Genomic DNA, 19,910 nt, shown 5'->3' with positions numbered 1-19,910 from the left:
CCACCGGAGCCCGGCAGTATGCGCGACGCCGCCGGGTGCCTGACGGTCTACTCCAGCTCGGATTCCGCTTTGGCGATCGCCGCGAACTCCTCGTCCGGCGACTTGGCGACCAGGTGTTTGCGACTGTAGAGCGCGAAGTAGGCCATGAAGGCGACGAACACACCGAGCGTCCACAGCGCGGCCTGCTGGTCGACCAGGAACGTCGCCGCGACCGATGCGGCCGCGATGACCAGTGCGAACGCCGTGGTGACGATGCCGCCGGGCGTGCGGTACGGGCGCGGCATGTTCGGTTCGCGCACGCGAAGCACGATGTGGGACACCATCATCAGCACGTAGCTCAGCGCCGCGCCGAATACGGCCATGTTCAGCAGCATCGCGCCCTTGCCGGTGAGCGAGAGGGCGAAGCCGATCATGCCGGGCACGATCAGCGCCAGCACCGGCGCCTTGCGGGAGTTGGTGATCGACAGGACGGTCGGCAGGTAGCCGGCGCGGGAGAGTGCGAAGGTCTGGCGGGAGTAGGCGTAGATGATGGAGAAGAAGCTGGCGACCAGACCGGCAAGGCCGATGTAGTTGACCACCTTGGCCATCGAGCTGTCACCGAGCGCCTCGACCAGCGGGTTGCCCGAGGCGGAGGCGCTCTGGGCGCCGAGCGCGCCGGTCACCAGGAACAGCACCGCCGCGCCGGTGACACACAGCAGCAGCATCGCGACGATGATGCCCTTGGGCACGTTCTTCTCCGGCTCGCTGGCTTCCTCGGCGGCCAGCGGCACGCCTTCGACGGCGAGGAAGAACCAGATCGCGAAGGGTATGGCGGCCCAGATGCCGAGGTAACCGAACGGCAGGAACGACGACGACCCGGTTGCCGCGGGATCGGCCGCGATGTTGGTCAGGTTGGCCGCGTCGAACTTGCCGACGGCCGCGAAGGCGAAGATCACCAGGCCGACGAGCGCGATCCCGGTGATCACGAACATCGCCTTGAGCGCCTCACCCGCACCGGTGAGGTGGACGCCGATGAACAGCGCGTACACCGCCAGATACACCCACCAGCCGTCGGTGATCCCGAACAGGTTCAGCGAGTCCACATAGGCGCCGATGAAGGTGGCGATGGCGGCGGGCGCGATCGCGTATTCGATGAGAATCGCGGTGCCGGTGGCGAATCCGCCCCATGGCCCGAGTGCGCGCCGGGCGAAGGTGTAGCCGCCGCCCGCCGCTGGCAGCGCCGAGGACATCTCGGCCATGCCGAGCACCATCGCCAGATACATCGCGGCGATCACGACGGTGGCGATCAGCAGACCGCCGAATCCGCCTTCGGCGAGACCGAAGTTCCAGCCGGAGAAGTCGCCGGAGATCACGTAACTCACGCCCAGGCCGGCGAGCAGCACCCATCCGGCGGTGCCCTTGCGCAGGGTGCGTTTGGCGAGGTAGTCGTCGACTGGTGCGCCCTCGCCTGCGGCGGGGCTGACTTCTGTACTCATCGGGAGCCTCTCATCAACAAACAGATGCGCGTTCGACCGGCCACGGTGCTCGTCGAAGGTTGAAGAATGATTGACGACTGTTACGGCCGTGGATCCGTCAGGTCAGCGGTGCGTATCGAGCACCGCTGACCTGCGGAAACGAACTGATTACGGGTGTTTCAGATCACCCGGTCGGCGGCGGCGCAGAGTCGAGCGCGGCCGATTCCTCGTCGGTGAACAGGCGTGAGCGGATCAGGAACCGCACGCCTTCGGGGGCCTCGAGGGAGAATCCGCCGCCGCGGCCCGGCACCACGTCGACGGTGAGGTGGGTGTGTTTCCAGTACTCGAACTGATCGGCACTCATCCAGAACGGGGTGTCGCCGGGCAGGTACCCGAGCAGCACGTCCGACCCGCCCACCCGGAACTCGCCACGCGGGTAACACATCGGCGAGCTGCCGTCGCAGCACCCACCGGACTGGTGGAACATGACCGGGCCGTGCTGCCCGGTCAAGTCCCGCAGCAGCGCCGCCGCCTTCTCGGTGAGGTCGACGCGCTGCACCATCAGAAGAAGCCGAGCTTCGTCGCCGAGTAGCTGACCAGCAGGTTCTTGGTCTGCTGGTAGTGATCGAGCATCATCTTGTGGTTCTCGCGCCCGATGCCGGACTTCTTGTAGCCGCCGAACGCCGCGTGCGCGGGGTAGGCGTGGTAGCAGTTGGTCCAGACCCGGCCCGCCTTGATGCCGCGGCCGAGGCGGTAGGCGGTGTTCATGTCGCGCGTCCACACGCCGGCGCCGAGGCCGTAGAGGGTGTCGTTGGCGATGGAGAGCGCCTCCTCGGTGGTGTCGAAGGTGGTGACCGCGACGACGGGGCCGAAGATCTCCTCCTGGAACACGCGCATGTCGTTGGTGCCCTTGAAGATCGTCGGCTCGATGTAGAAGCCGTCGGACAGCCCGTCGACGCTGCGGACCGCGCCGCCGGTGAGCACCTCGGCGCCTTCCTTCTTGCCGATGTCGATGTAGGACAGGATCTTCTCGAACTGATCGTTGCTGGCCTGGGCGCCGATCATGGTCGCCTCGTCGAGCGGGTTGCCGCTGATGATGGCCTTGGTGCGTTCGACGCAGCGGGCCATGAACTCGTCGTAGATCGACGAGGCGATCAGCGCGCGCGACGGACATGTGCACACCTCGCCCTGGTTGAGTGCGAACATGACGAACCCTTCGATCGCCTTGTCCAGGTAGTCGTCATCGGCGGCCATCACATCGGCCAGGAAGATGTTGGGGCTCTTGCCACCCAGCTCGAGGGTGACCGGGATGATGTTCTCGCTGGCGTACTGCATGATCAGCCGGCCGGTGGTGGTCTCGCCGGTAAACGCCACCTTCGCCACGCGCGGGCTCGAGGCCAGCGGCTTGCCCGCTTCGACGCCGAAACCGTTGATCACGTTGAGGACTCCCGGCGGGAGTAGATCCGCGACCAGTTCGACGACCTTCATGATCGAGGCCGGGGTCTGCTCGGCGGGCTTGAGCACCACCGCGTTGCCCGCGGCGAGGGCGGGCGCCAGCTTCCAGGTGGCCATCAGGATCGGGAAGTTCCACGGAATGATCTGCGCGACAACGCCGAGCGGCTCATGGAAGTGATAGGCGATGGTGTCCTTGTCGACCTCGCTGATACCGCCTTCCTGTGCGCGCAGCACCCCGGCGAAGTAGCGGAAGTGGTCGACCGCGAGGGGGAGGTCGGCGGCCAGGGTCTCGCGGACCGGCTTGCCGTTGTCCCAGGTCTCGGCGACGGCGAGGGCCTCGAGGTTGGCCTCGATCCGGTCGGCGATCTTGTTGAGGATGTTGGCGCGCTCGGCGGCCGAGGTCTCACCCCAGGCGGGGGCCGCGCGGTGGGCTGCGTCGAGCGCCAGTTCCACATCGGCGGCGCTCGAGCGGGCGATCTCGCAGAACGGCTGCCCGTCCACCGGGGAGGTGTTCTCGAAATAGCGGCCTTCGACCGGCGGAACCCACTTACCGTCGATGAAATTGTCGTATCGCGGCGCGTAGCTGACGACGCTGCCCTCGGTGCCCGGCTTGGCGTAGATCATGTGCGGTGGCTCCTCGCTGATTCCGATGAATCGTGACGCCCATCACTATCCCCGCCAAGGGTTGATGAAACGTTGAAGCCGGACCGATCAGGCGCGAAGAGCGGTGTGTAGGCGTGCGGTGGCGACGGCACGGCGGGCATCGCGAGTGGGGAGCAGGGCGAGGGCGTGTTCGTGGACGGCGATGTCATCGGGGGCGGAATCCCCGTATGTCAGTGCGTGATTCGCGTCCGGGCTGTTGAGAACCGCGTTACGCATGGCGACTTCGAGGTAGTCGCGCCATTCGCTGATGCCCGGTGTGTCCGAATCAGGAAGCAGCGGACCGTGATACAGCCGCACGGCGGTGTCGAGATCGCCTCGCTCGATGGCGCGCAGCACGTCGACGGCGTCGCAGGACAGGGGAGTGGTGAAGCGGTAGACGCGGCTGGTGATGTCGCCGCCGGTGGCGCGGCGCAGGTACGACATCTCCGATTTCAGCGTGCTCGCGCCGACCGCGCGATCACCGTAGACCGCGTAGTGCAGGCGTTCGTGGCTGTAGCCGTCGTCGTCGAGGGCGAGCAGGGTGAGGATCTCGAGGTGGCGTGGCCGCAACCGGATCTGCTGACCGTCGCGCATCAACCGGCCGGTGCCGAGGCAGGTCAGCCGCATTCCGGCGGGCGCGGGCACGGCGGCGTGCAATTTCGCTTCGATGGCGCTGGTCATGGTGCGCACGGTGGCCATGGCCAGCGGATGCGAGCGTTTCCAGGTGGTCGACAGGTCGAGCACACCGAGCAAGGTCCCGTCGGCGGCGCGGATCGGCGCGCAATAGCAGACCCAACCATGCAGTGCCGCGACAAGATGCTCGGCCGAGAACACGGTGTGCGGTTGGTCGGTGCGCAATGCCAACGACAGTGCGTTGGTCCCCATATGCGCCTCGTCCCATCGCCCACCCGGCGCGAAGTTCACCTGCTCGGCCCGCCTGCGCATGACGGGTCCGCCGTAGGTCCACAGGATCGTCCCCGAAGCGTCGGTGACCGCCGCGACGTACCCCGCGTCATCAGCGACACTGTGCAGTTGCTCTTTCAGCTCGGTCACCGGCCCCCGCAACGGCGACTCCGCCCACCGGGGCCCGATATCGGTCTCACTGACCGGCGCGTGATCCCGCCCAGGATCCACGGTCCGCAACGACCGCGTCCAAGACTGTGCCACCTCGGTCCGCACGCCCGCCCCCGAAACCTCCACCCCGCCCGGCACCCACATCGCCCACTCCCGCTCCAGCGCGGCGCGCTGCGCGGAAAGCGTGAGCTGCACCATCGACGCGACTTCCTATTCGACTGCCCGAAACGAGGATTACACCCCATCATGCCCCACCTCCGCGCGCTGAACAGCCCTTTCGTCAGCCCGAGCGGCCATACGGCGAGGCTCGATTTCCTCGTCGTCTACCAAGCTGCCGATTGCCGCCGCGCGTCCACGGCCATCTCCGCCAGGTCTGCGTGAACCACCCACAGCGTGGGTGGTAAGGCAGGATGGATTCGTAGTCGTGAAGCATGAAAAGTGGGGCAATTGTGTATGCAATTGTGTACACTTTTCTCATGGAGACACTATCGGTGCGTGAGGCGCGGGAGCAGTTGTCTGGTCTTTTGGCGCGGTTTCGCAAAGGTGATCGGCGACCGATCGGGGTCGGATCCCATCGGAAGACCGAGGCGGTGATGGTGCCTGTCGAGGTGTTCGAGGAGTTGACTGCGGAACGGTCCCGGTCGTTGGCCCAGGCTGCGGCTTCGGTCAGGGCGGAAGGTGCGTCGGCGAGTCCGGCTGCCGAGGGAGTTATGGGGCAGTGGGCGCGTGGCGAGATCAGCACCACACGCATGCGGGAGCTGATCCGGGGCATGCACGGCGCAGCGTGACGGTGGATCCGTACCTCGACCCCGAATCGGGAGTGTTGCGTAATCGACTAGGGATCGTCGACGCCGCTTCCTTACGTCAAGCGGAGGCCGATCTGAGTCAGGCTGCGCTCGCGGACCTGGGAATCAGGCCGCTGCCTGGCCGCTATGACCTGGAGCACCTGCGTGTGTTCCATCGTGAGATATTCGCTGACGTGTACCCATGGGCCGGTGAAGTTCGAACGGTCGGCATCGCCAAATCGGATCCGTTCTGCCTCCCGCATCACATCGTGAGTTACGCATCAGAGGTCTTCGCCTCTCTAGCGGCAGATGGGCATTTGCGCGGGTTGGACCGAACCGATTTCATCGTGAAGCTGACGCATTATCTCGGTGAGGTCAACGCGATCCATCCGTTTCGTGAGGGGAACGGTCGTACCCAGCGAGCGTTCTTCCACCAACTCGCTCGTGAGGCCGGCTGGATGATCGACTGGACAGGCCTTGATCCCGAGGCCAACGTGCAGGGGTCGATGGCGTCGCTGCGTGGTGACAACGAACCGATGCGCGATCTGCTGGACCGGCTGGTACGCCAGACTTAGCTCTTGCTGATCCGCTTGTCGTTGTCGCCGCTGTGATCGCCGGGCTCGTCGCACCAGCGGGTGCGGCCGCCGCGGAATCCGTCGCCGCACCTGTCGCTACGACCTCGGCCGCGCTCACCCGCGCTGAACGACCCCGGTGCCGAGGTCGAAGTGGATGCCTGCTCCGAGCATGGTGGTGGCGGGCAGGCCGATCATGGCGCGGAAGGATTCGCTGAAGTGGGAGGGGGTGGCGAAGCCGGCGTCGATGGCGGAGCGGGTGAGATCGTGGCCGTTCACGGCGTTGGTGATCGCGGAGACCATGCGGTTCCAGCGTTGGTAGCCACGGAACGTGGTGCCGCAGTGCTGGGTGAACAGGTGCAGGAAATGGCCGGTGGACAGGCCGAGGTTCGCGGCGATCTGGTCGGCGCGCAGGGCGTTGGCGGGCTGGTCACGGATCGCGGCGGCGAGTCTGGCGATGCGTGCGTCGGTGCCGAGGTTCGCGCCCGCGATCGCGCGGTTGTAGAGCAGATCCGGGTCGACGACGGGTTGGCCACACAGCTCGACGAGTTCGCGCTCGCGGCGGTGGCTGAGACCGAAAGTGCCTTCCGCGGAAGTCATCTCGTCGGCGATCATGGTTGCGGGCGCGCTCGACGGGTCGATGAACAACACCAGGATCCACCCCTGCGTGGCAACGACGCGGTGGGCGGTGCGGGCAGGCGCGAAAGAACTGCCCGTGCGAATCAGACCGCGGGCGGTGTGCACGATCAGCGGCCCGTCCAGCCCCACGGTGAGCATCGCGACCGGCGGCGAATGCGTATCGGGCAGCAGATCCGGGCCGACATACCCGATGTGCCCCGGCCGAGCCCACGCGGTCGGCATCCGAACCGAACCGCGAATCTCCGAACGGGCATTGATGCTCACCCTCACCAGGGTATCGACGCGCCGCCGGGTGCGCCGCGAACAGCACCGCGCACCGTTGTTGTCGGTGGTGCTTGGTATCAAGGTGCATGAGCACATTCATGCTGATCCCGGGCGCCGGATGCGATGCGGGCTACTGGCAGCAGGTAGCCGACGAACTGCGCGGGCTCGGTCATGACGCGGTGCCCGTGTCGCTGCCGAACGAGGACGACACCGCCGGGTTGGCGGAATACGCCGACGCCGTGGTCGAGGCGATCGGCGAACGCCGGGACGTGGTCGTGGTCGCGCACTCGTTCGGCGGTTTCACCGCGCCGCTCGTGTGCGATCGGGTCCCGGTCTCGCGAATGGTGTTGGTATCGGCCATGATTCCGTCTCCCGGCGAGGCGCCTGGCGACTGGTGGGCCGCCACCGGACACGAAACCTCGGGCGATGACGATGTGTTCTACAACCAGCTCACGCCTGAGCAGCAGGCCGAGGCCGAGAAGTACGAGCGTGGGCAGTCCGATACCCCGATGAAGTCACCATGGCCGCTCACGGCCTGGCCCGACGTACCTACCCGGTTCATCCTGCTCCGCGACGACCGATTCCTCCCCGCCGACTTCCTGCGCGAACTCGTCCGCACCCGGCTGGGGATCGAGCCGGTCGAGATGGGTGGCGGACATATGGCGATGCTGTCCAGGCCTGCCGAACTGGCTCGTCTGCTGCTCTGATCGCAGGCTTACGACGAGCACGTCGACAGCGGCGAGCACCGGGCACAGACAGTGCACTCCCTCATGGCCGGGCGAATCACGCGGGATGCTCGATCCGGCTGATCGATATCCGGCCTGAGGGCGGACGAATGTCGTTGCGAGCGCGTTGATTTCGGCTGGGTAGGCGAGGTGCCGCCGGTCAGCCGCGAACGGCCGCCATCAGGGTGTCGAGCGGATCGGCGGTGGGGAGCGCGAGCGCATGACCGACGACGGCCCGCGCCGCCTCCGGGGTCAGCCGACCTTCGACGTTGAGGTTGAATTTCATGGTGAGTTCGTCGTCGGAGAGCGGGTTTGCCGGACCGCCGCGATTGTGGTCCACACGCGCCTGATGCCAGGAACCGTCGCGGGTGCGCACGCGCAGCGCGGCCGGGAACTGGTGGGGGTAGAGCTCATCGCAGCGGTCGTCGCTGTGACTGGTCACCAGCCGCGCGAGTTCCAGCGTGCGCGGATCCTGCGCGGCGGCGTCGGTGAAATCGGCATGTCCCACACCGAGACCCGAGCCGCCGAGCAGCGCGCGAGCCACCGTGAACGGGCCCGAGAACGCCGCGTGGTATCCGGATTCGGGGGCCGCCTTCGCCGCGGGCGGTTCGGCGATGGTGCGCAGCACCGGTTTCGGGACGCCGAGCTCGATCTCCACGATGTCGGCGGGGTCCACCTCACGGCGCAGGATGCGGGCCGCGTCGATGCCCGCGTGGGTGAAGTGGTTGCAGGGGTAGGGCTTGAAGAAGATGCCGGGCAGTTCCCAGTGGTCGCCGAGCCGGTCGAGCACCTTCGCGGTGTCGGCCCGCTCGCCGCAGAAGGCGTGCAGGAAACCGAAGCGGCCCTCGATCACCGTGGGCGGGCCGGTGAGTCCGTGCCGGGCGAATTCCGCGGCCGTGACGCCGGAATGCGCGGCCCAGCCGCAGTGCGCGCGTTTGACGGTGCCGCCGGTGCGGTTGGCCTCCAGCAGACCGGCGCCGAAACTGGCGGCGATACCCATGGCATCGGCGATGCCCTCGGCGTCGAGGCCGTACAGCATGGCCGCGGCGGCGGCCGAGCCGACGGCGCCGCAGATGGAAGTGGCGTGCTGGCCCCGTTCGAAGAACTCCGAGTTCCCGAGTTCCTCGTCGTAGCCGCCCATGCCGAGGCGGACCGCGATCTCGATACCGACACCGGCGGCGTCGAGCACGGCGGCACCCGCGGCACCGGTCGCCTCACCGACCGCGAGCGCGGCGGGGACCACCGACGCCGACGGATGCAGGATCGACGGCAGGTGGGTGTCGTCGAAATCCATCGAATGGGCGAGGGTGCCGTTGATCAGGGCGGCGGTGGCAGCCGGGAACCGTTCCCCGGTGCCGATGCCGGTGGCCCGGGGTGCCCCGGCCCAGTCGCGGGCGACCGCGATGACGGCACGGGCCGATGGCTGGTCCTGCGCGGCGAGGGAGTTGCCGAGAACATCGAGCACGCGGCGGGCGACGTCTTTGCGCAGCTCGCCCGAAAGCCCGTTGGCGCGGGTCCGGTCGGCCAGCGCCGCGAGGCGGCCGACCACCGTGTTCTCGAAGTCGTGCCGAGTGCCTGATTCGCTCATGCCGACACCACCGCGACCGGCCGCACGGGCGAACCGGTACCGCCGGTGATCCGCAGCGGCGCCATCACGAAGGTGAACTCGGTGAGTCCGCGGGCACTGGCAGGCTCGAGATTCAGGTGTTCGATGATATGGATTCCATTCTCTACCAGCAGAATTCGGTGGACGGGCAGCACGCTGTGGCCCTGGCCGGGTGGGATGTGTTCGAAGGCGGTGGTATCCGCACCCGCGGCGACCACCCCGGCCGCGGCGAGCCACTCGGCCGCACTCTCATCGGCGCCGGGGACCCCGTCCTGTTGGCCGAGGTAGCGCTGCGCATCGTCGAAATGGCGAGCCCAGCCGGTACGGATGAGGACGACGTCCCCGCGCCGCGGTGTCACCCCGGCGGCGTCGGCGGCGTCACGCAGATCCTGCTCGGTGACGGCCTGACCGGCCTCGAGCGCCTCGACACCGCGCACCCGCGGTACATCGAGCAGCAGTCCACGGCACAGCATGAACGGGATGTTCTCCGCGCCGAGCTCGGTGAATCGGCCGCCGCGTTGCGCTTGCTCGGCATCGATATCGCCGTGCAGTTTGCCGCAGTGGCTGACGTGCGACAGGGCGTCCACGTGGGTGCCCACGTGCCCGCCCGTCACGATGATCTCGTTGGCGGCCGAACCGCCGTCCGGGCGGACCATATCGCCGTGCCGACGGATGAGGGTCATCCGGAAACCGGGGTGGTTGGGGGAACACGGCATACCCGTCGTATACGGATGTCCGAGCTCGACCACGTCGAGTGCGCCGCCTACCACGGCGTTCAACAGCGTGTCGTGGCCCGCGGTAACGGTTTGTCCGGTCATGCTCTCACTCCTCTTGCTGCTGCGGCCTGTGCTCGGTCGAGGACCACGCGGGCGTTCGCGACCACGGCGGGGTCGATGAATTTGCCGCTCTCGTCGAGAACCGCGGATTCGCCCGCGGCCATGGACGCGGCCGCGCGGTCGATGATCCGGCACGCTCGGTCGTGTTCCTCCGCCGTCGGCGTATAGGCCGTATTGACGATGTCGATCTGATCGGGGTGGATGACGGATCGGCCGAAGAACCCCTGGGCGCGCCCGGCCCTCGAGGTCTCGGCCAGCGCCGCCGGATCGTCCACAGCCGTCCACACGCTCTGGACCGGCGAGGACAGCCCGGCGGCGCGCGCCGCGGTGACGATCCAGCCACGCGCCCAAGTCAATCCCGACGGCTCGACGCGCAGATCGGCGGCGAGATCCGCCTCGCCGAGCGCGATCCCGGTGACCCGCGGATGGCACCGCGCGATCTGCGGGGCCACCAGCAGGCCCGCGGCGGATTCGATGATGGCGTGCACCGGGCAGTCGAGGCGTTGCGCTGTGGCCGCCACCGATTCGGGATCGTCGGATTTCGGCAACCGGGCCCCGGCCGGTGTGGGCCCGGTTGCCAGCGCGGCGAGTTCGGCTTCGAGCCACGGCGACCCGATGGCATTGAGCCGCAACCAGATATCGCGGTCCGGTGGCGCGGCGCGCAGCGCGTCGATGGCATTGTCGAGGGCCCGGTCTTTCGCGCCTACGGGTACGGCGTCCTCGAGGTCGATGACCACGGCGTCGGCCCTGCTGTCGATCGCCTTACCGATGCGGTCCGCGCGATGTCCCGGCACGTACAGCCAACTACGCGGGATCATTTCGCCGTCACCGCCGACCGGTGGCCGAGGGCGCGCGAAACCCGCTTGGCCGCTTCGACGAGCGCGCTCTCGTGCCGGTCGCAGGCTTCCGCTGTCATCCGGTAGCTCGGCCCGCACACGGACACCGAGCCGATCACCGTGCCGTCGGCGCCGAACACCGGCGCCGCGATCGAACCGGCGCCCTCCTGCCGTTCACCGGTCGACCGGCACACTCCGCGTTCGCGGGCTTCCCGCAGGGCGGCGCGGAGCGCGTCCGGATCGACGATGGTGGTGGCGGTGAGCCGCGGCAGCGCGCCGGACAGCACGTCCTCCTGCTCCTCCTTCGAAAGGTGGGCCAGGATGATGCGACCCGACGAGCCGCTGTGCAGTTCGAACCGACGGCCGAGCTCCACGGTCATCTTGATCTCCTGGGTGCTCTCGACCTGGTCGAGGTAGACGCGCCCGCCCGGCAGGCGGCCGGTCACCGTCGCGGTCTCGCCGGTGGCGCGTTGGAGATCCACCAGCGCCTCGCGAGCCATCCGGCGCAGCGGGGAGATGTCCATGGCCCGTGCGCCCAGCGTCGCGGCGGCCGGGCCGAGCAGGTAGCGGCGGGTATCGGGCTCGTAGAGCAGCAGGCCGCAGTCCACGAAGGTGGTGAGGATGCGGTGGGCGACGGCCTTGGACATACCGGTCGAGCGGGCGATCTCCGAGACGCCGAGCGCGCTCGGCCTGCGACCGAACTCGAGCAGTACCTCCGCTGCCCGCGCGGCGGATGTGGTGCCGCCACTCGAGGGCTCCATCGTGGCTCCGTTCTCTGGGGGGATTCGTGTTCCGCCAACCACCGTCACACGCGACGAGATCGACCAAACGCTAAACAAGTTGTACCGCTTAGCGAAACGATTGTCCAGGCGCATTTTGATGACTCGATGCCTGTTTCGCTAGATAGATCCTTGTGCAGGCACTTGTGCGCGAACCATCCAACGTGCATAGTGCAAGGGGTCACATTCTAGTGTTCCGCTAGACGGAACGATTTGGAGGAAGCGTGGACAGTCCGGATTTCGATCTCGTCGTCGCCGGTGCGGGCGGCGGACTGGTCGCCGCGCTGCGCGCGGCCGAACTGGGCGCGAACGTCCTGGTGGTCGACGCCGACGAGCACTTCCAGCGCGGCAACAACACCTCGATGTGCACCGCGATGATCCCCGCCGCGGGCACCCGCTGGCAGGAAGCCGCGGGCGTGCAGGACAGCCCGGACCAGTTCCTCGACGATATCGCCCGCAAAACCTCAGCTACCGCCGACCGGCGGGTGGCGCGTGCGCTGGCCGAATCGAGCGCGTCGCTGGTCACCTGGCTGGCCGACAATCAGGGCCTCGAACTCGAACTGGTCACCGATTTCCGCTACCCCGGCCACACCGCCGACCGCTGCCACAGCATTCCCGGACGGCACGGCTCCCGGCTGCTGCGTCACCTGGTTCAGCGCGCGCAGGCGCATCCGCGGATCGAATTGATCGCGCCGATGAGCCTGTGTCAGGTGCGCGCCGCCGACGGCCGGGTCACCGGGGTCGAGATCGCCACCCCCGACGGCAACAGCGAGCACCTGACCACGTCGGCCGTCCTGCTGGCGACGAACGGGTTCGGCGCCGATCGCGACCTCGTCCGCCGGCATATGCCGGAGATCGCCGACGCCCACTACCACGGCGGCCGGTTCAGTCGCGGTGACGCGCTGCGGATCGGCCGTGAGCTGGGTGCCGACAGTGCCTTTCTCGATGCGTACCAGGGGCACGCAGCGCTGTCCGCGCGCAGCCAGACACTCATCGGCTGGGCCACCGTCGTGCACGGCGGTGTGATCGTCGACAGCACGGGTCGCCGCTTCGCGCCGGAAACCACCGGCTACTCCGAGTTCGCCGCCATTCTCGCCGGTCGGCCGGGCGCGGCTGGCTGGATCGTCATCGACGAGCACATCGCCGAGTTGTGCTCGGTGTTCGACGATTTCCGCACCGTGGCCGAGAGCGGATCGCTGGTCCGGGCCGCTACCGCGGCCGGGCTGGCCGACAGTATCGGAGTGCCCGCCGCGGCGTTCGAGGACGAGCTCGACGCCGCCCGGCGGGCCGCCGCGGGGAAAGAGCCCGACCGGCAGGGTCGCACCGACACCCGCCGCCCGCTGGCCGCGCCCTACATCGCGATTGCCATCACCCCTGCCCTGTTCCATACCCAGGGCGGTCTCGTCGTCGACGAACACGCCCGAGTACTCGCCGGCGAAACACCGATACCCGGCCTGTACGCCTCCGGTGGCGCCGCCATCGGTATATCCGGCCACGGTGCCGGCGGCTACCTCGCGGGCAATGGCCTGATCACCGCCCTCGGCCTGGCCTTCCTCGCCGCCGAGCATGTGGGCAGCGCCGTCACCGCCTGACAAACAGCACGAACATCCAGATATTCGCCAGGAGAAGAAATGACCACCTACCTGATCAAGAACGGCACCGTCGTCCGCACCGACGACGCGGCTCCCGCCGAGGGTGAAACCGCCGACATCCTCATCGTCGACGGCAAGATCGCGGCCATCGGGCCCGATCTGAGTGCCGAAGGCGCCGAAATCGTCGACGCGACAGACAAACTGGTCTTCCCCGGTGTTGTCGACGCGCACCAGCACTGGGGTATCTACAACCCGCTGTCCGAGGACACGCAGACCGAATCCCGCGCCAGCGCGCAGGGCGGTGTCACCACCGCACTCACCTACATGCGCACCGGCCAGTACTACCTGAACAAGGGCGGCGCCTACGCCGACTTCTTCCCAGAGGTGCTCGACGCCTCGGCAGGCCGCAGCTACATCGACTACGCCTTCCACCTCGCGCCGATGTCGAAGGAACATATCGGCGAGATTCCCGACCTGGCCGCGGATCAGGGCGTGACCTCGTTCAAGATCTTCATGTTCTACGGCAGCCACGGGCTGCACGGGCGCTCCACCTCGCAGAGCGATTTCCTGATGATTCCCGAGGACGAGCGCTACGACATCGCACATTTCGAGTTCGTGATGCGCGGGGTCCAGCAGGCCCGCGAGCGGCATCCCGAACTCGCCCCGCACATCTCGCTCTCGCTGCACTGTGAGACGGCCGAGATCATGAGCGCCTACACCAAGCTCGTCGAGCAGGAAGGCACGCTCAGCGGCCTCGCCGCCTACAGCGCCTCCCGCCCGCAGCACTCCGAGGGCCTGGCCGTGACCATCGCGGCCTTCCTCGCGGACGAAACCGGCCTGCCGAATATCAACCTGCTGCATCTGAGTTCGGCCAAGGCGCTGAAGGCGGCCATGAAGATGGCCGAGGCGTTCCCGCATGTGAACTTCCGCCGCGAGGTCACCATCGGCCATCTGCTCACCGATATCGACAACGCGAACGGCCTCGGCGCCAAGGTGAATCCGCCGATCCGCCCGCGCGAGGACGTCGAGGCGCTGTGGGAGCACCTGCTCGCGGGCAATATCGACTGGGTCGTCTCCGACCACGCCTGCTGCAAGGACGAGGTGAAATTCGGCGAGGACCGCGACGATGTGTTCGCCGCGAAGTCCGGATTCGGTGGCACCGAGTACCTGCTGCCCGGTCTGGTCACCGAAGGACGCAAGCGCGGGCTGTCGCTGCGCCGGATCGCCCAGCTGACAGCCTCGAACCCGGCCGACCGCTACGGCCTGCCCGGCAAGGGCCGCCTCGCCGAAGGCGTCGACGCCGATATCGCGATCGTCGACCCGGGCCGCACCTGGACCGTGCATGCCGCGGACTCCGAATCCACCCAGGAATACACACCTTTCGAGGGATTCGAGCTCTCCGCCGCCGTCACCGACACCTTCGTGCGCGGCAATCGCGTGCTGGCCGACGGTGTGGTCACCGGCGAGCCCGAGGGCCGCTACATCTCCCGGCCGTACTGAGGAGTGCGGACTTGACGGACGAAGCGAACGTGAACCAGTCGACCGGCCCGCTGCGAGGCATCAAGGTCCTCGATGCCTCCACCATCCTCGCCGGACCGCTCACCGCGCAGATCCTGGGTGATTTCGGTGCCGAGGTCATCAAGATCGAGCACCCGGAGAAACCGGACGGGATGCGCGGCCACGGCCTCGACAAGGACGGAATTCCACTGTGGTGGAAGATGGTCAGCCGTAACAAGCAGACCGTCACGCTCAATCTCGGTACCGAGGACGGGCAGGCGATCTTCCGGGATCTGGCCGCCGAGGCCGATATCGTGGTCGAGAACTTCCGGCCCGGCACCTTCGAACGCTGGGGCCTTTCCTACCCCGCGCTCTCCGAACACAATCCGGGCCTGATCATGTTGCGGGTCACCGGGTTCGGCCAGCACGGCCCGTATGCCAAACGCCCGGCGTTCGGCACCCTGGTCGAATCGATGAGCGGTTTCGCCCATCTCACCGGCCAGCCCGACGGGCCGCCCACCCTGCCCGCCTTCGGGCTCGCCGATTCCATTGCGGGCGTAGCCGGTTCGTCGGCGGTTTCGATGGCGCTGTTCGAGCGAGAACGCAACGGCGGTACCGGCCAGGTGATCGACCTGGATCTGCTCAGCCCGATCATGACCGCGGTCGGTCCCGGCGTGATCTACGCCGACCAGCTCGGGATCGACCAGCAGCGCACCGGCAACAGGTCACAGAACAACGCCCCGCGCAACCTGTACCGCACCGCCGACGAGCACTGGCTGGCGATCTCCACCAGCGCCCAGGCCATCGCCGAGAAGGTGATGCGGATCGTCGGTCATCCCGAGGTGATCGACGAGGACTGGTTCGCCACCGGTCGCACCCGCGCCGAACACGCCGACCTCCTCGACGAGTACGTGGGTGGCTGGATCGCGGCACGCACCAGCGACGAGGTCACCAGCGTTTTCGAAGCAGCCGGCGCCGCGGTGGCGCCGGTCTACCGGCCGAGCGATCTACTCAAAGATCCCCAGGTCGTCGCCACCGACATGATCACCACTGTCGACGACGACGAACTCGGCCCCATGCGCATGCAGAACGTCATGTGGCGCATGACCCGATCCCCCGGTGCGATCCGACACACCGGCCGACCCGTCGGTGCCGATACCGACAAGGTCCTCACCCAGCTCGGGCGCAGCCCCGAGGCTATCGACGACCTGCGGGCCCGCAGGGTCATCTGACCCCGCGACTTTGCTTCATCCGAGGAGTTCGCTATGAAATCGCGTTGGTGGATGATCACCATCATTCTGGGCCTGGTAGTGGTCAACTATATCGATCGCAGTGCCATCTCGTACGCGGCAACCGATCTGAAGGCCGAATTCGGGATCACACCCGGGCAGTACGGCATCATCAGTTCCGCATTCTCGATCGGCTACATGCTGTTCGCCCTGCTCTCGGGACCGCTGGTCGACCGGTACGGTTCCCGGAAAGTGCTCATGGTCGGCATGTTCATCTGGGCCGCCGCCACCGCGCTCACCCCGTTCGCGGGTGGGTTCATCGGGCTCATCCTGCTGCGCATTCTCCTCGGCGCCGGTGAAGCACCCTGCTTCCCGGCGGCGACCCGGCTCGCGAGCCGGTGGCTACCGGCGCACGAACGAGGTAAGGCGCTGGCGCTCATCGGCGGTGTCGCGGTATCGGGCAGCCTCCTCGTCGGTGGCCCGATCCTCACTCAGCTGATCGCGCTGACCGGCTGGAAGGGCATGTTCTGGGTACTCGCGGTCGCCGGCCTCGTCTGGGTTGTGGTCGCCTACCCGTTCCTGAAGAACTCGCCGAGCGAGTCCGCGTTCGTCTCGAAGGAAGAACTGGACTACATCCGGTCCGGGCAGACCGAGGGCGAGGACAGCGGCCACGAGTCGACCACCGACTGGGGCGAGATCCTGCACAACCGCAACCTGTGGCTCGTCGGCGTGGGCTACTTCGCGTGGGGCTTCATGTTCTGGGCGTTCATGTACTGGCTACCGCAGTACCTGGAACACGAATTCGGTCTCTCCATCAAGGAGGTCGGCGGATTCTCGGTGGCGCCGTGGGCGGCAGGCGTGGTCGGCGCGTTCGCCGGTGGCGTCCTGGTGGACCGGGTGTACAAGCGCACCCAGAGCATCCGGTCACGCTTCCTCATCATCGGCGCGGCACTGCTGCTCGCGGGCACCTCGATCATCCCGATCCTGTTCTTCCCCGGCAATCTGACCGTCGCGTTGATCTGCATCTCGGCCGGTGTCGGCTTCGGCTTCATCACCGGCGGCATCTGGTGGGTCGCCTCGATCGATGCCGCCCCCACCCAGCCCGGTACGGCCGCCGGTTTCGCGGACGCCTGCTTCGCGCTGTCCGGCATCATCGCCCCCTCGGCGATGGGCTTCATCGTGGGTCGCACCGGCACCTACAACGGCGGGTTCATCGTGATGACGGTCCTGTGCCTGATCGGCGCGGCGGCGATGATCTTCTTCACCGAGGAGCCCGAACGCCCACCGCTCGCGGCCGAGCCGGAAGACGCGCTCGCCCCCGTCGAGTGATCCGGGCGGTGGGGTGCCACCGCCTGCCGAACGACGTGCCGCGTAACCCGATGAGGGGTTACGCGGCACGGTCGTCTGGTTGTCGCCCTCGGTCATTCGGCGACCTCGGGTAGGCGCGGGACCGAGGCTACGAGCTGGCGGGTGTATTCGTGTCGGGGGGAGCGCAGGACAGTGTCGGCCTCGCCGGATTCGACGATCTGGCCGTTCTTCATCACGAGGACGCGGTCGGCGAGGTGGTGCACTACGCCGAGGTCGTGGGAGATGAGGAGCAGGGCGGTGCCGAATTCGGATCGGAGTTCGGCGAGCAGATCGAGGATCTGGGCTTGGACGGAGACATCGAGGGCGGAGAGGGGTTCGTCGGCTACCAGGAGGGCGGGGTTGGGGGCAAGGGCGCGGGCGATCGCCACGCGTTGGCGTTGGCCGCCGGAGAGGGTGCGGGGGTGGCGGGGGAGCAGATCGCGGGCAAGGCCGACCGCGTCGAGAATTTCGCGGACGCGCTGGGTGCGGGCCTTTCCGCGCAGGCCGACCGTGTCGAGGCTCTCGCCGATCACGCGCTCCACGGTGTAGCGGGGGTCGAAGGAGCTGAGTGGGTCCTGGGCGATCAGCTGCGCCGCGCCACGGAGGGGGCGTAATGCCCTGTCGGAGAGCTCGCTCCACGGTTCGCCGTCGACGACCACCCGCCCCGACGACGGTGCGATGAGCCGCAGTGCGAGACGAGCCGTGGTGGTCTTGCCCGAACCCGATTCGCCCACGATGCCGAGGGTTTCGCCGCCGAACAGGTCGAAGTCGACGTTGTCGACCACGGTGCGGGCGGCCGATCCGGAGCCGTAGGTCTTGCGCAGGTTGCGGACCGAGAGCACGACCCTGGTGTTGTCCACCGAGCGCGGCGGCAGCGGTGAGCGCTCGGACACCGACAGTTTCGACCCGCGTGAGGCCGCCGACGGCACGGCCGCGAGCAGCTTCTCGGTGTACGGATGCGTCGGACGGGTCAGCACGTCGTGCGTGCTGCCCTCCTCGACAACCTCCCCGTCGCGCATGACCAGCACCCGGTCGGCCACCTCGGCCACCACTGCCAGGTCGTGGCTGATCAGCAGCAGAGCCGTGCCCTCGGCTTTGCGTGCGCGAAGCAGGTCCAGGATCTGTTGCTGCACAGTCACATCGAGCGCGGTGGTCGGCTCGTCGGCGATGATGAGACGCGGATCGCCCGCGAGTGCCGTCGCGATCAAGACGCGCTGGCGCAGTCCGCCCGACAGCTCGTGCGGATATTGGCGCAGTCGTAGTTCGGGTTCGGGGACACCGACGTCGGTGAGCAGCCGCACGCTACGTGCGGTGAGCGCCTGCCCGCGCAGCTCGGTCAGCGCGCGTTGCGCTTCGGCGAGCTGGCTGCCGATCGAGTACAGCGGATCGAGGGAAACCAAGGCGTCTTGCAGTACGAAGCCGACGTCGGAGCCCCTGATCCGCCGCCATTGCCGCTCGCGATGTCCACGCGCGTCCTGGCCGAAGAGCTCGAGCCGATCGGCGCGCACGGCAGCACCTGGTCCCGCGAGGCCGACCAGCGTGCGTGCCGTCACCGACTTGCCCGACCCGGACTCGCCGACGAGGGCGACGGCCTCACCCGGCTCGATCCGCAGATCGATGCCGCGCACTACCTCCTTCGCCGCGAACCCGACCCGCAGATTCTCGACCGCGATCAGACTCATACCGATGGCCTTCCGTCGTAGTGCCGCTGCCAGCGCCGGCCGAGCGAGCTCACCGCGATGACCGTGGCGGTGACGGCCACACCGGGCAGCACGCCGATCCACCAGGCATTACGCAGGTAATTGCGTCCTTCGGCGAGCATCGCGCCCCATTCCGGTTCCGGCGGTTGCGGACCCATCCCCAGGAAGCTCAGCCCCGCCGCGCCGAGAATGGCGGTGCCCAGGCCGATGGTGGCCAGAATCGGGACTTGCGCGACGGCGTGTGGCAGGACATGCCGCCGCACCAGCGTCGTCCTGGTGAGTCCGAAAGTTCGTGCCTGCTCGACATATCCGGACTCCTGCACCACGAGGGTCTGCGCCCGCACCACCCGGGCGAATCGGGGGATCGAGGCGACACCGAGCGCGAAGATCAAATTCGTAGTGCCTGGCCCGGTGAACGAGATCAGGACCAGCGCGAGCAGTAGATCGGGGAACGACGAGACGACGTCGAGGAACCGGGTGATCAGCTCGTCGAGCGGCCCACGCGCCAACCCGGACAGCAGGCCGAGCGCCGTGCCAGCCACCACCGCGATCGCGACGGCGGTGACGCCGATGAGCAGCGAGTAGCGCGCGCCGTGGACGACGCGGGTGAAGACGTCACGCCCCAGGTGGTCCGTGCCGAACCAATGCCGCGCGCTCGGTGGCAGTTGGGCGGCAAGGGGATCGGCGGCGAGCGGATCGGCACCGGTCAGCAGGGCGGGGGCAACCACCGCGATGGCGACCAGCCCCACTGTCAGCGCTGCGATGGCAACGCCCGGCGTCACCGCGAAACCCTTCGCACGCAGGCTGATTCGGTCGACGGTCGTGCGCGGAAGATCTGCGATCGTCATAGCGCCGCTCCACATCGGCAGTCGGGCAGT

At 67.8% G+C, this 19,910-nt stretch carries 17 protein-coding genes; 6 read left to right on the top strand and 11 right to left on the bottom strand.

What is annotated here, in order from left to right; genetic code table 11:
• Window positions 1-47 precede the first annotated feature (47 nt).
• From eat to ACWZHB_RS23590, 4 genes are all read right to left on the bottom strand, one after another.
• Window positions 48-1,475 carry an ethanolamine permease gene (gene eat, locus ACWZHB_RS23605; protein ID WP_427904011.1) on the bottom strand — a complete coding sequence of 476 codons (1,428 nt, stop codon included), beginning with the start codon at window positions 1,473-1,475 and terminating at the stop codon, window positions 48-50.
• Window positions 1,476-1,638: 163 nt separating this feature from the next.
• A complete protein-coding gene (locus ACWZHB_RS23600; RefSeq protein ID WP_427904010.1) occupies window positions 1,639-2,016 on the bottom strand; it encodes a DUF779 domain-containing protein in 378 nt (125 codons plus the stop codon).
• A complete protein-coding gene (gene adh / locus ACWZHB_RS23595; RefSeq protein ID WP_427904009.1) occupies window positions 2,016-3,533 on the bottom strand; it encodes an aldehyde dehydrogenase in 1,518 nt (505 codons plus the stop codon). Before adh ends, ACWZHB_RS23600 begins: the two co-directional genes overlap by 1 nt.
• Window positions 3,534-3,620: 87 nt before the next feature.
• Window positions 3,621-4,823, bottom strand: coding sequence for a transcriptional regulator (locus ACWZHB_RS23590; RefSeq protein ID WP_427904008.1), 1,203 nt, complete (start codon window positions 4,821-4,823; stop codon window positions 3,621-3,623).
• A 586-nt stretch (window positions 4,824-5,409) separates the two neighbouring features.
• Here ACWZHB_RS23590 and ACWZHB_RS23585 point away from each other — a divergent pair.
• The gene (locus ACWZHB_RS23585) at window positions 5,410-5,985 is read left to right on the top strand and encodes a Fic/DOC family protein (RefSeq protein WP_427904007.1); all 576 of its coding nucleotides are present in this window, start codon (window positions 5,410-5,412) and stop codon (window positions 5,983-5,985) included.
• A gap of 114 nt (window positions 5,986-6,099) precedes the next feature.
• On the opposite strand, the gene ACWZHB_RS23580 is transcribed toward ACWZHB_RS23585, so the two are convergent.
• On the bottom strand, window positions 6,100-6,885 hold the full coding sequence (locus ACWZHB_RS23580; RefSeq protein ID WP_427904006.1) for a helix-turn-helix domain-containing protein: 786 nt from the start codon (window positions 6,883-6,885) through the stop codon (window positions 6,100-6,102).
• Window positions 6,886-6,971: 86 nt separating this feature from the next.
• On the opposite strand from ACWZHB_RS23580, the gene ACWZHB_RS23575 reads away from it, so the two are divergent.
• Window positions 6,972-7,592: an alpha/beta fold hydrolase gene (locus ACWZHB_RS23575; protein ID WP_427904005.1), complete on the top strand. Its 621-nt coding sequence runs from the start codon at window positions 6,972-6,974 to the stop codon at window positions 7,590-7,592.
• A gap of 178 nt (window positions 7,593-7,770) precedes the next feature.
• Here ACWZHB_RS23575 and ACWZHB_RS23570 read toward each other — a convergent pair whose 3' ends face one another.
• Genes ACWZHB_RS23570 through ACWZHB_RS23555 form a run of 4 tightly spaced genes read right to left on the bottom strand, consistent with a single transcriptional unit; the run spans window position 7,771 to window position 11,649 of the window.
• Window positions 7,771-9,198 carry an MmgE/PrpD family protein gene (locus tag ACWZHB_RS23570; RefSeq protein WP_427904004.1) on the bottom strand — a complete coding sequence of 476 codons (1,428 nt, stop codon included), beginning with the start codon at window positions 9,196-9,198 and terminating at the stop codon, window positions 7,771-7,773.
• Window positions 9,195-10,034, bottom strand: a complete 840-nt coding sequence (locus tag ACWZHB_RS23565; protein ID WP_427904003.1) for a cyclase family protein — start codon at window positions 10,032-10,034, stop codon at window positions 9,195-9,197. The genes ACWZHB_RS23570 and ACWZHB_RS23565 overlap by 4 nt, the downstream gene beginning before the upstream one ends.
• Complete coding sequence (locus ACWZHB_RS23560; protein WP_427904002.1) at window positions 10,031-10,870, bottom strand: HpcH/HpaI aldolase/citrate lyase family protein; 840 nt, start codon at window positions 10,868-10,870, stop codon at window positions 10,031-10,033. The genes ACWZHB_RS23565 and ACWZHB_RS23560 overlap by 4 nt, the downstream gene beginning before the upstream one ends.
• The gene (locus tag ACWZHB_RS23555) at window positions 10,867-11,649 is read right to left on the bottom strand and encodes an IclR family transcriptional regulator (RefSeq protein ID WP_427904001.1); all 783 of its coding nucleotides are present in this window, start codon (window positions 11,647-11,649) and stop codon (window positions 10,867-10,869) included. The genes ACWZHB_RS23560 and ACWZHB_RS23555 overlap by 4 nt, the downstream gene beginning before the upstream one ends.
• Window positions 11,650-11,891: 242 nt before the next feature.
• On the opposite strand from ACWZHB_RS23555, the gene ACWZHB_RS23550 reads away from it, so the two are divergent.
• From ACWZHB_RS23550 to ACWZHB_RS23535, 4 genes are read left to right on the top strand one after another with little or no spacing between them, the layout of a single operon-like run.
• On the top strand, window positions 11,892-13,259 hold the full coding sequence (locus ACWZHB_RS23550) for an FAD-dependent oxidoreductase (RefSeq protein ID WP_427904000.1): 1,368 nt from the start codon (window positions 11,892-11,894) through the stop codon (window positions 13,257-13,259).
• 39 nt (window positions 13,260-13,298) lie between these two features.
• Window positions 13,299-14,759: a dihydroorotase gene (locus ACWZHB_RS23545; RefSeq protein WP_427903999.1), complete on the top strand. Its 1,461-nt coding sequence runs from the start codon at window positions 13,299-13,301 to the stop codon at window positions 14,757-14,759.
• A gap of 11 nt (window positions 14,760-14,770) precedes the next feature.
• Window positions 14,771-15,988, top strand: a complete 1,218-nt coding sequence (locus tag ACWZHB_RS23540; RefSeq protein WP_427903998.1) for a CaiB/BaiF CoA transferase family protein — start codon at window positions 14,771-14,773, stop codon at window positions 15,986-15,988.
• A 33-nt stretch (window positions 15,989-16,021) separates the two neighbouring features.
• Window positions 16,022-17,314, top strand: a complete 1,293-nt coding sequence (locus tag ACWZHB_RS23535; protein WP_427903997.1) for an MFS transporter — start codon at window positions 16,022-16,024, stop codon at window positions 17,312-17,314.
• Window positions 17,315-17,406: 92 nt separating this feature from the next.
• On the opposite strand, the gene ACWZHB_RS23530 is transcribed toward ACWZHB_RS23535, so the two are convergent.
• Together ACWZHB_RS23530 and ACWZHB_RS23525 are read right to left on the bottom strand one after the other, a co-directional pair.
• On the bottom strand, window positions 17,407-19,014 hold the full coding sequence (locus tag ACWZHB_RS23530) for a dipeptide ABC transporter ATP-binding protein (protein ID WP_427903996.1): 1,608 nt from the start codon (window positions 19,012-19,014) through the stop codon (window positions 17,407-17,409).
• Window positions 19,011-19,880, bottom strand: coding sequence for an ABC transporter permease (locus ACWZHB_RS23525; RefSeq protein ID WP_427903995.1), 870 nt, complete (start codon window positions 19,878-19,880; stop codon window positions 19,011-19,013). Before ACWZHB_RS23525 ends, ACWZHB_RS23530 begins: the two co-directional genes overlap by 4 nt.
• Window positions 19,881-19,910 lie beyond the last annotated feature (30 nt).

It is taken from the genome of Nocardia sp. FBN12, assembly GCF_054031145.1.
The sequence above is the reverse complement of the archived record's forward strand: the minus strand, read 5'-3'. Positions and strand labels throughout refer to the sequence as shown.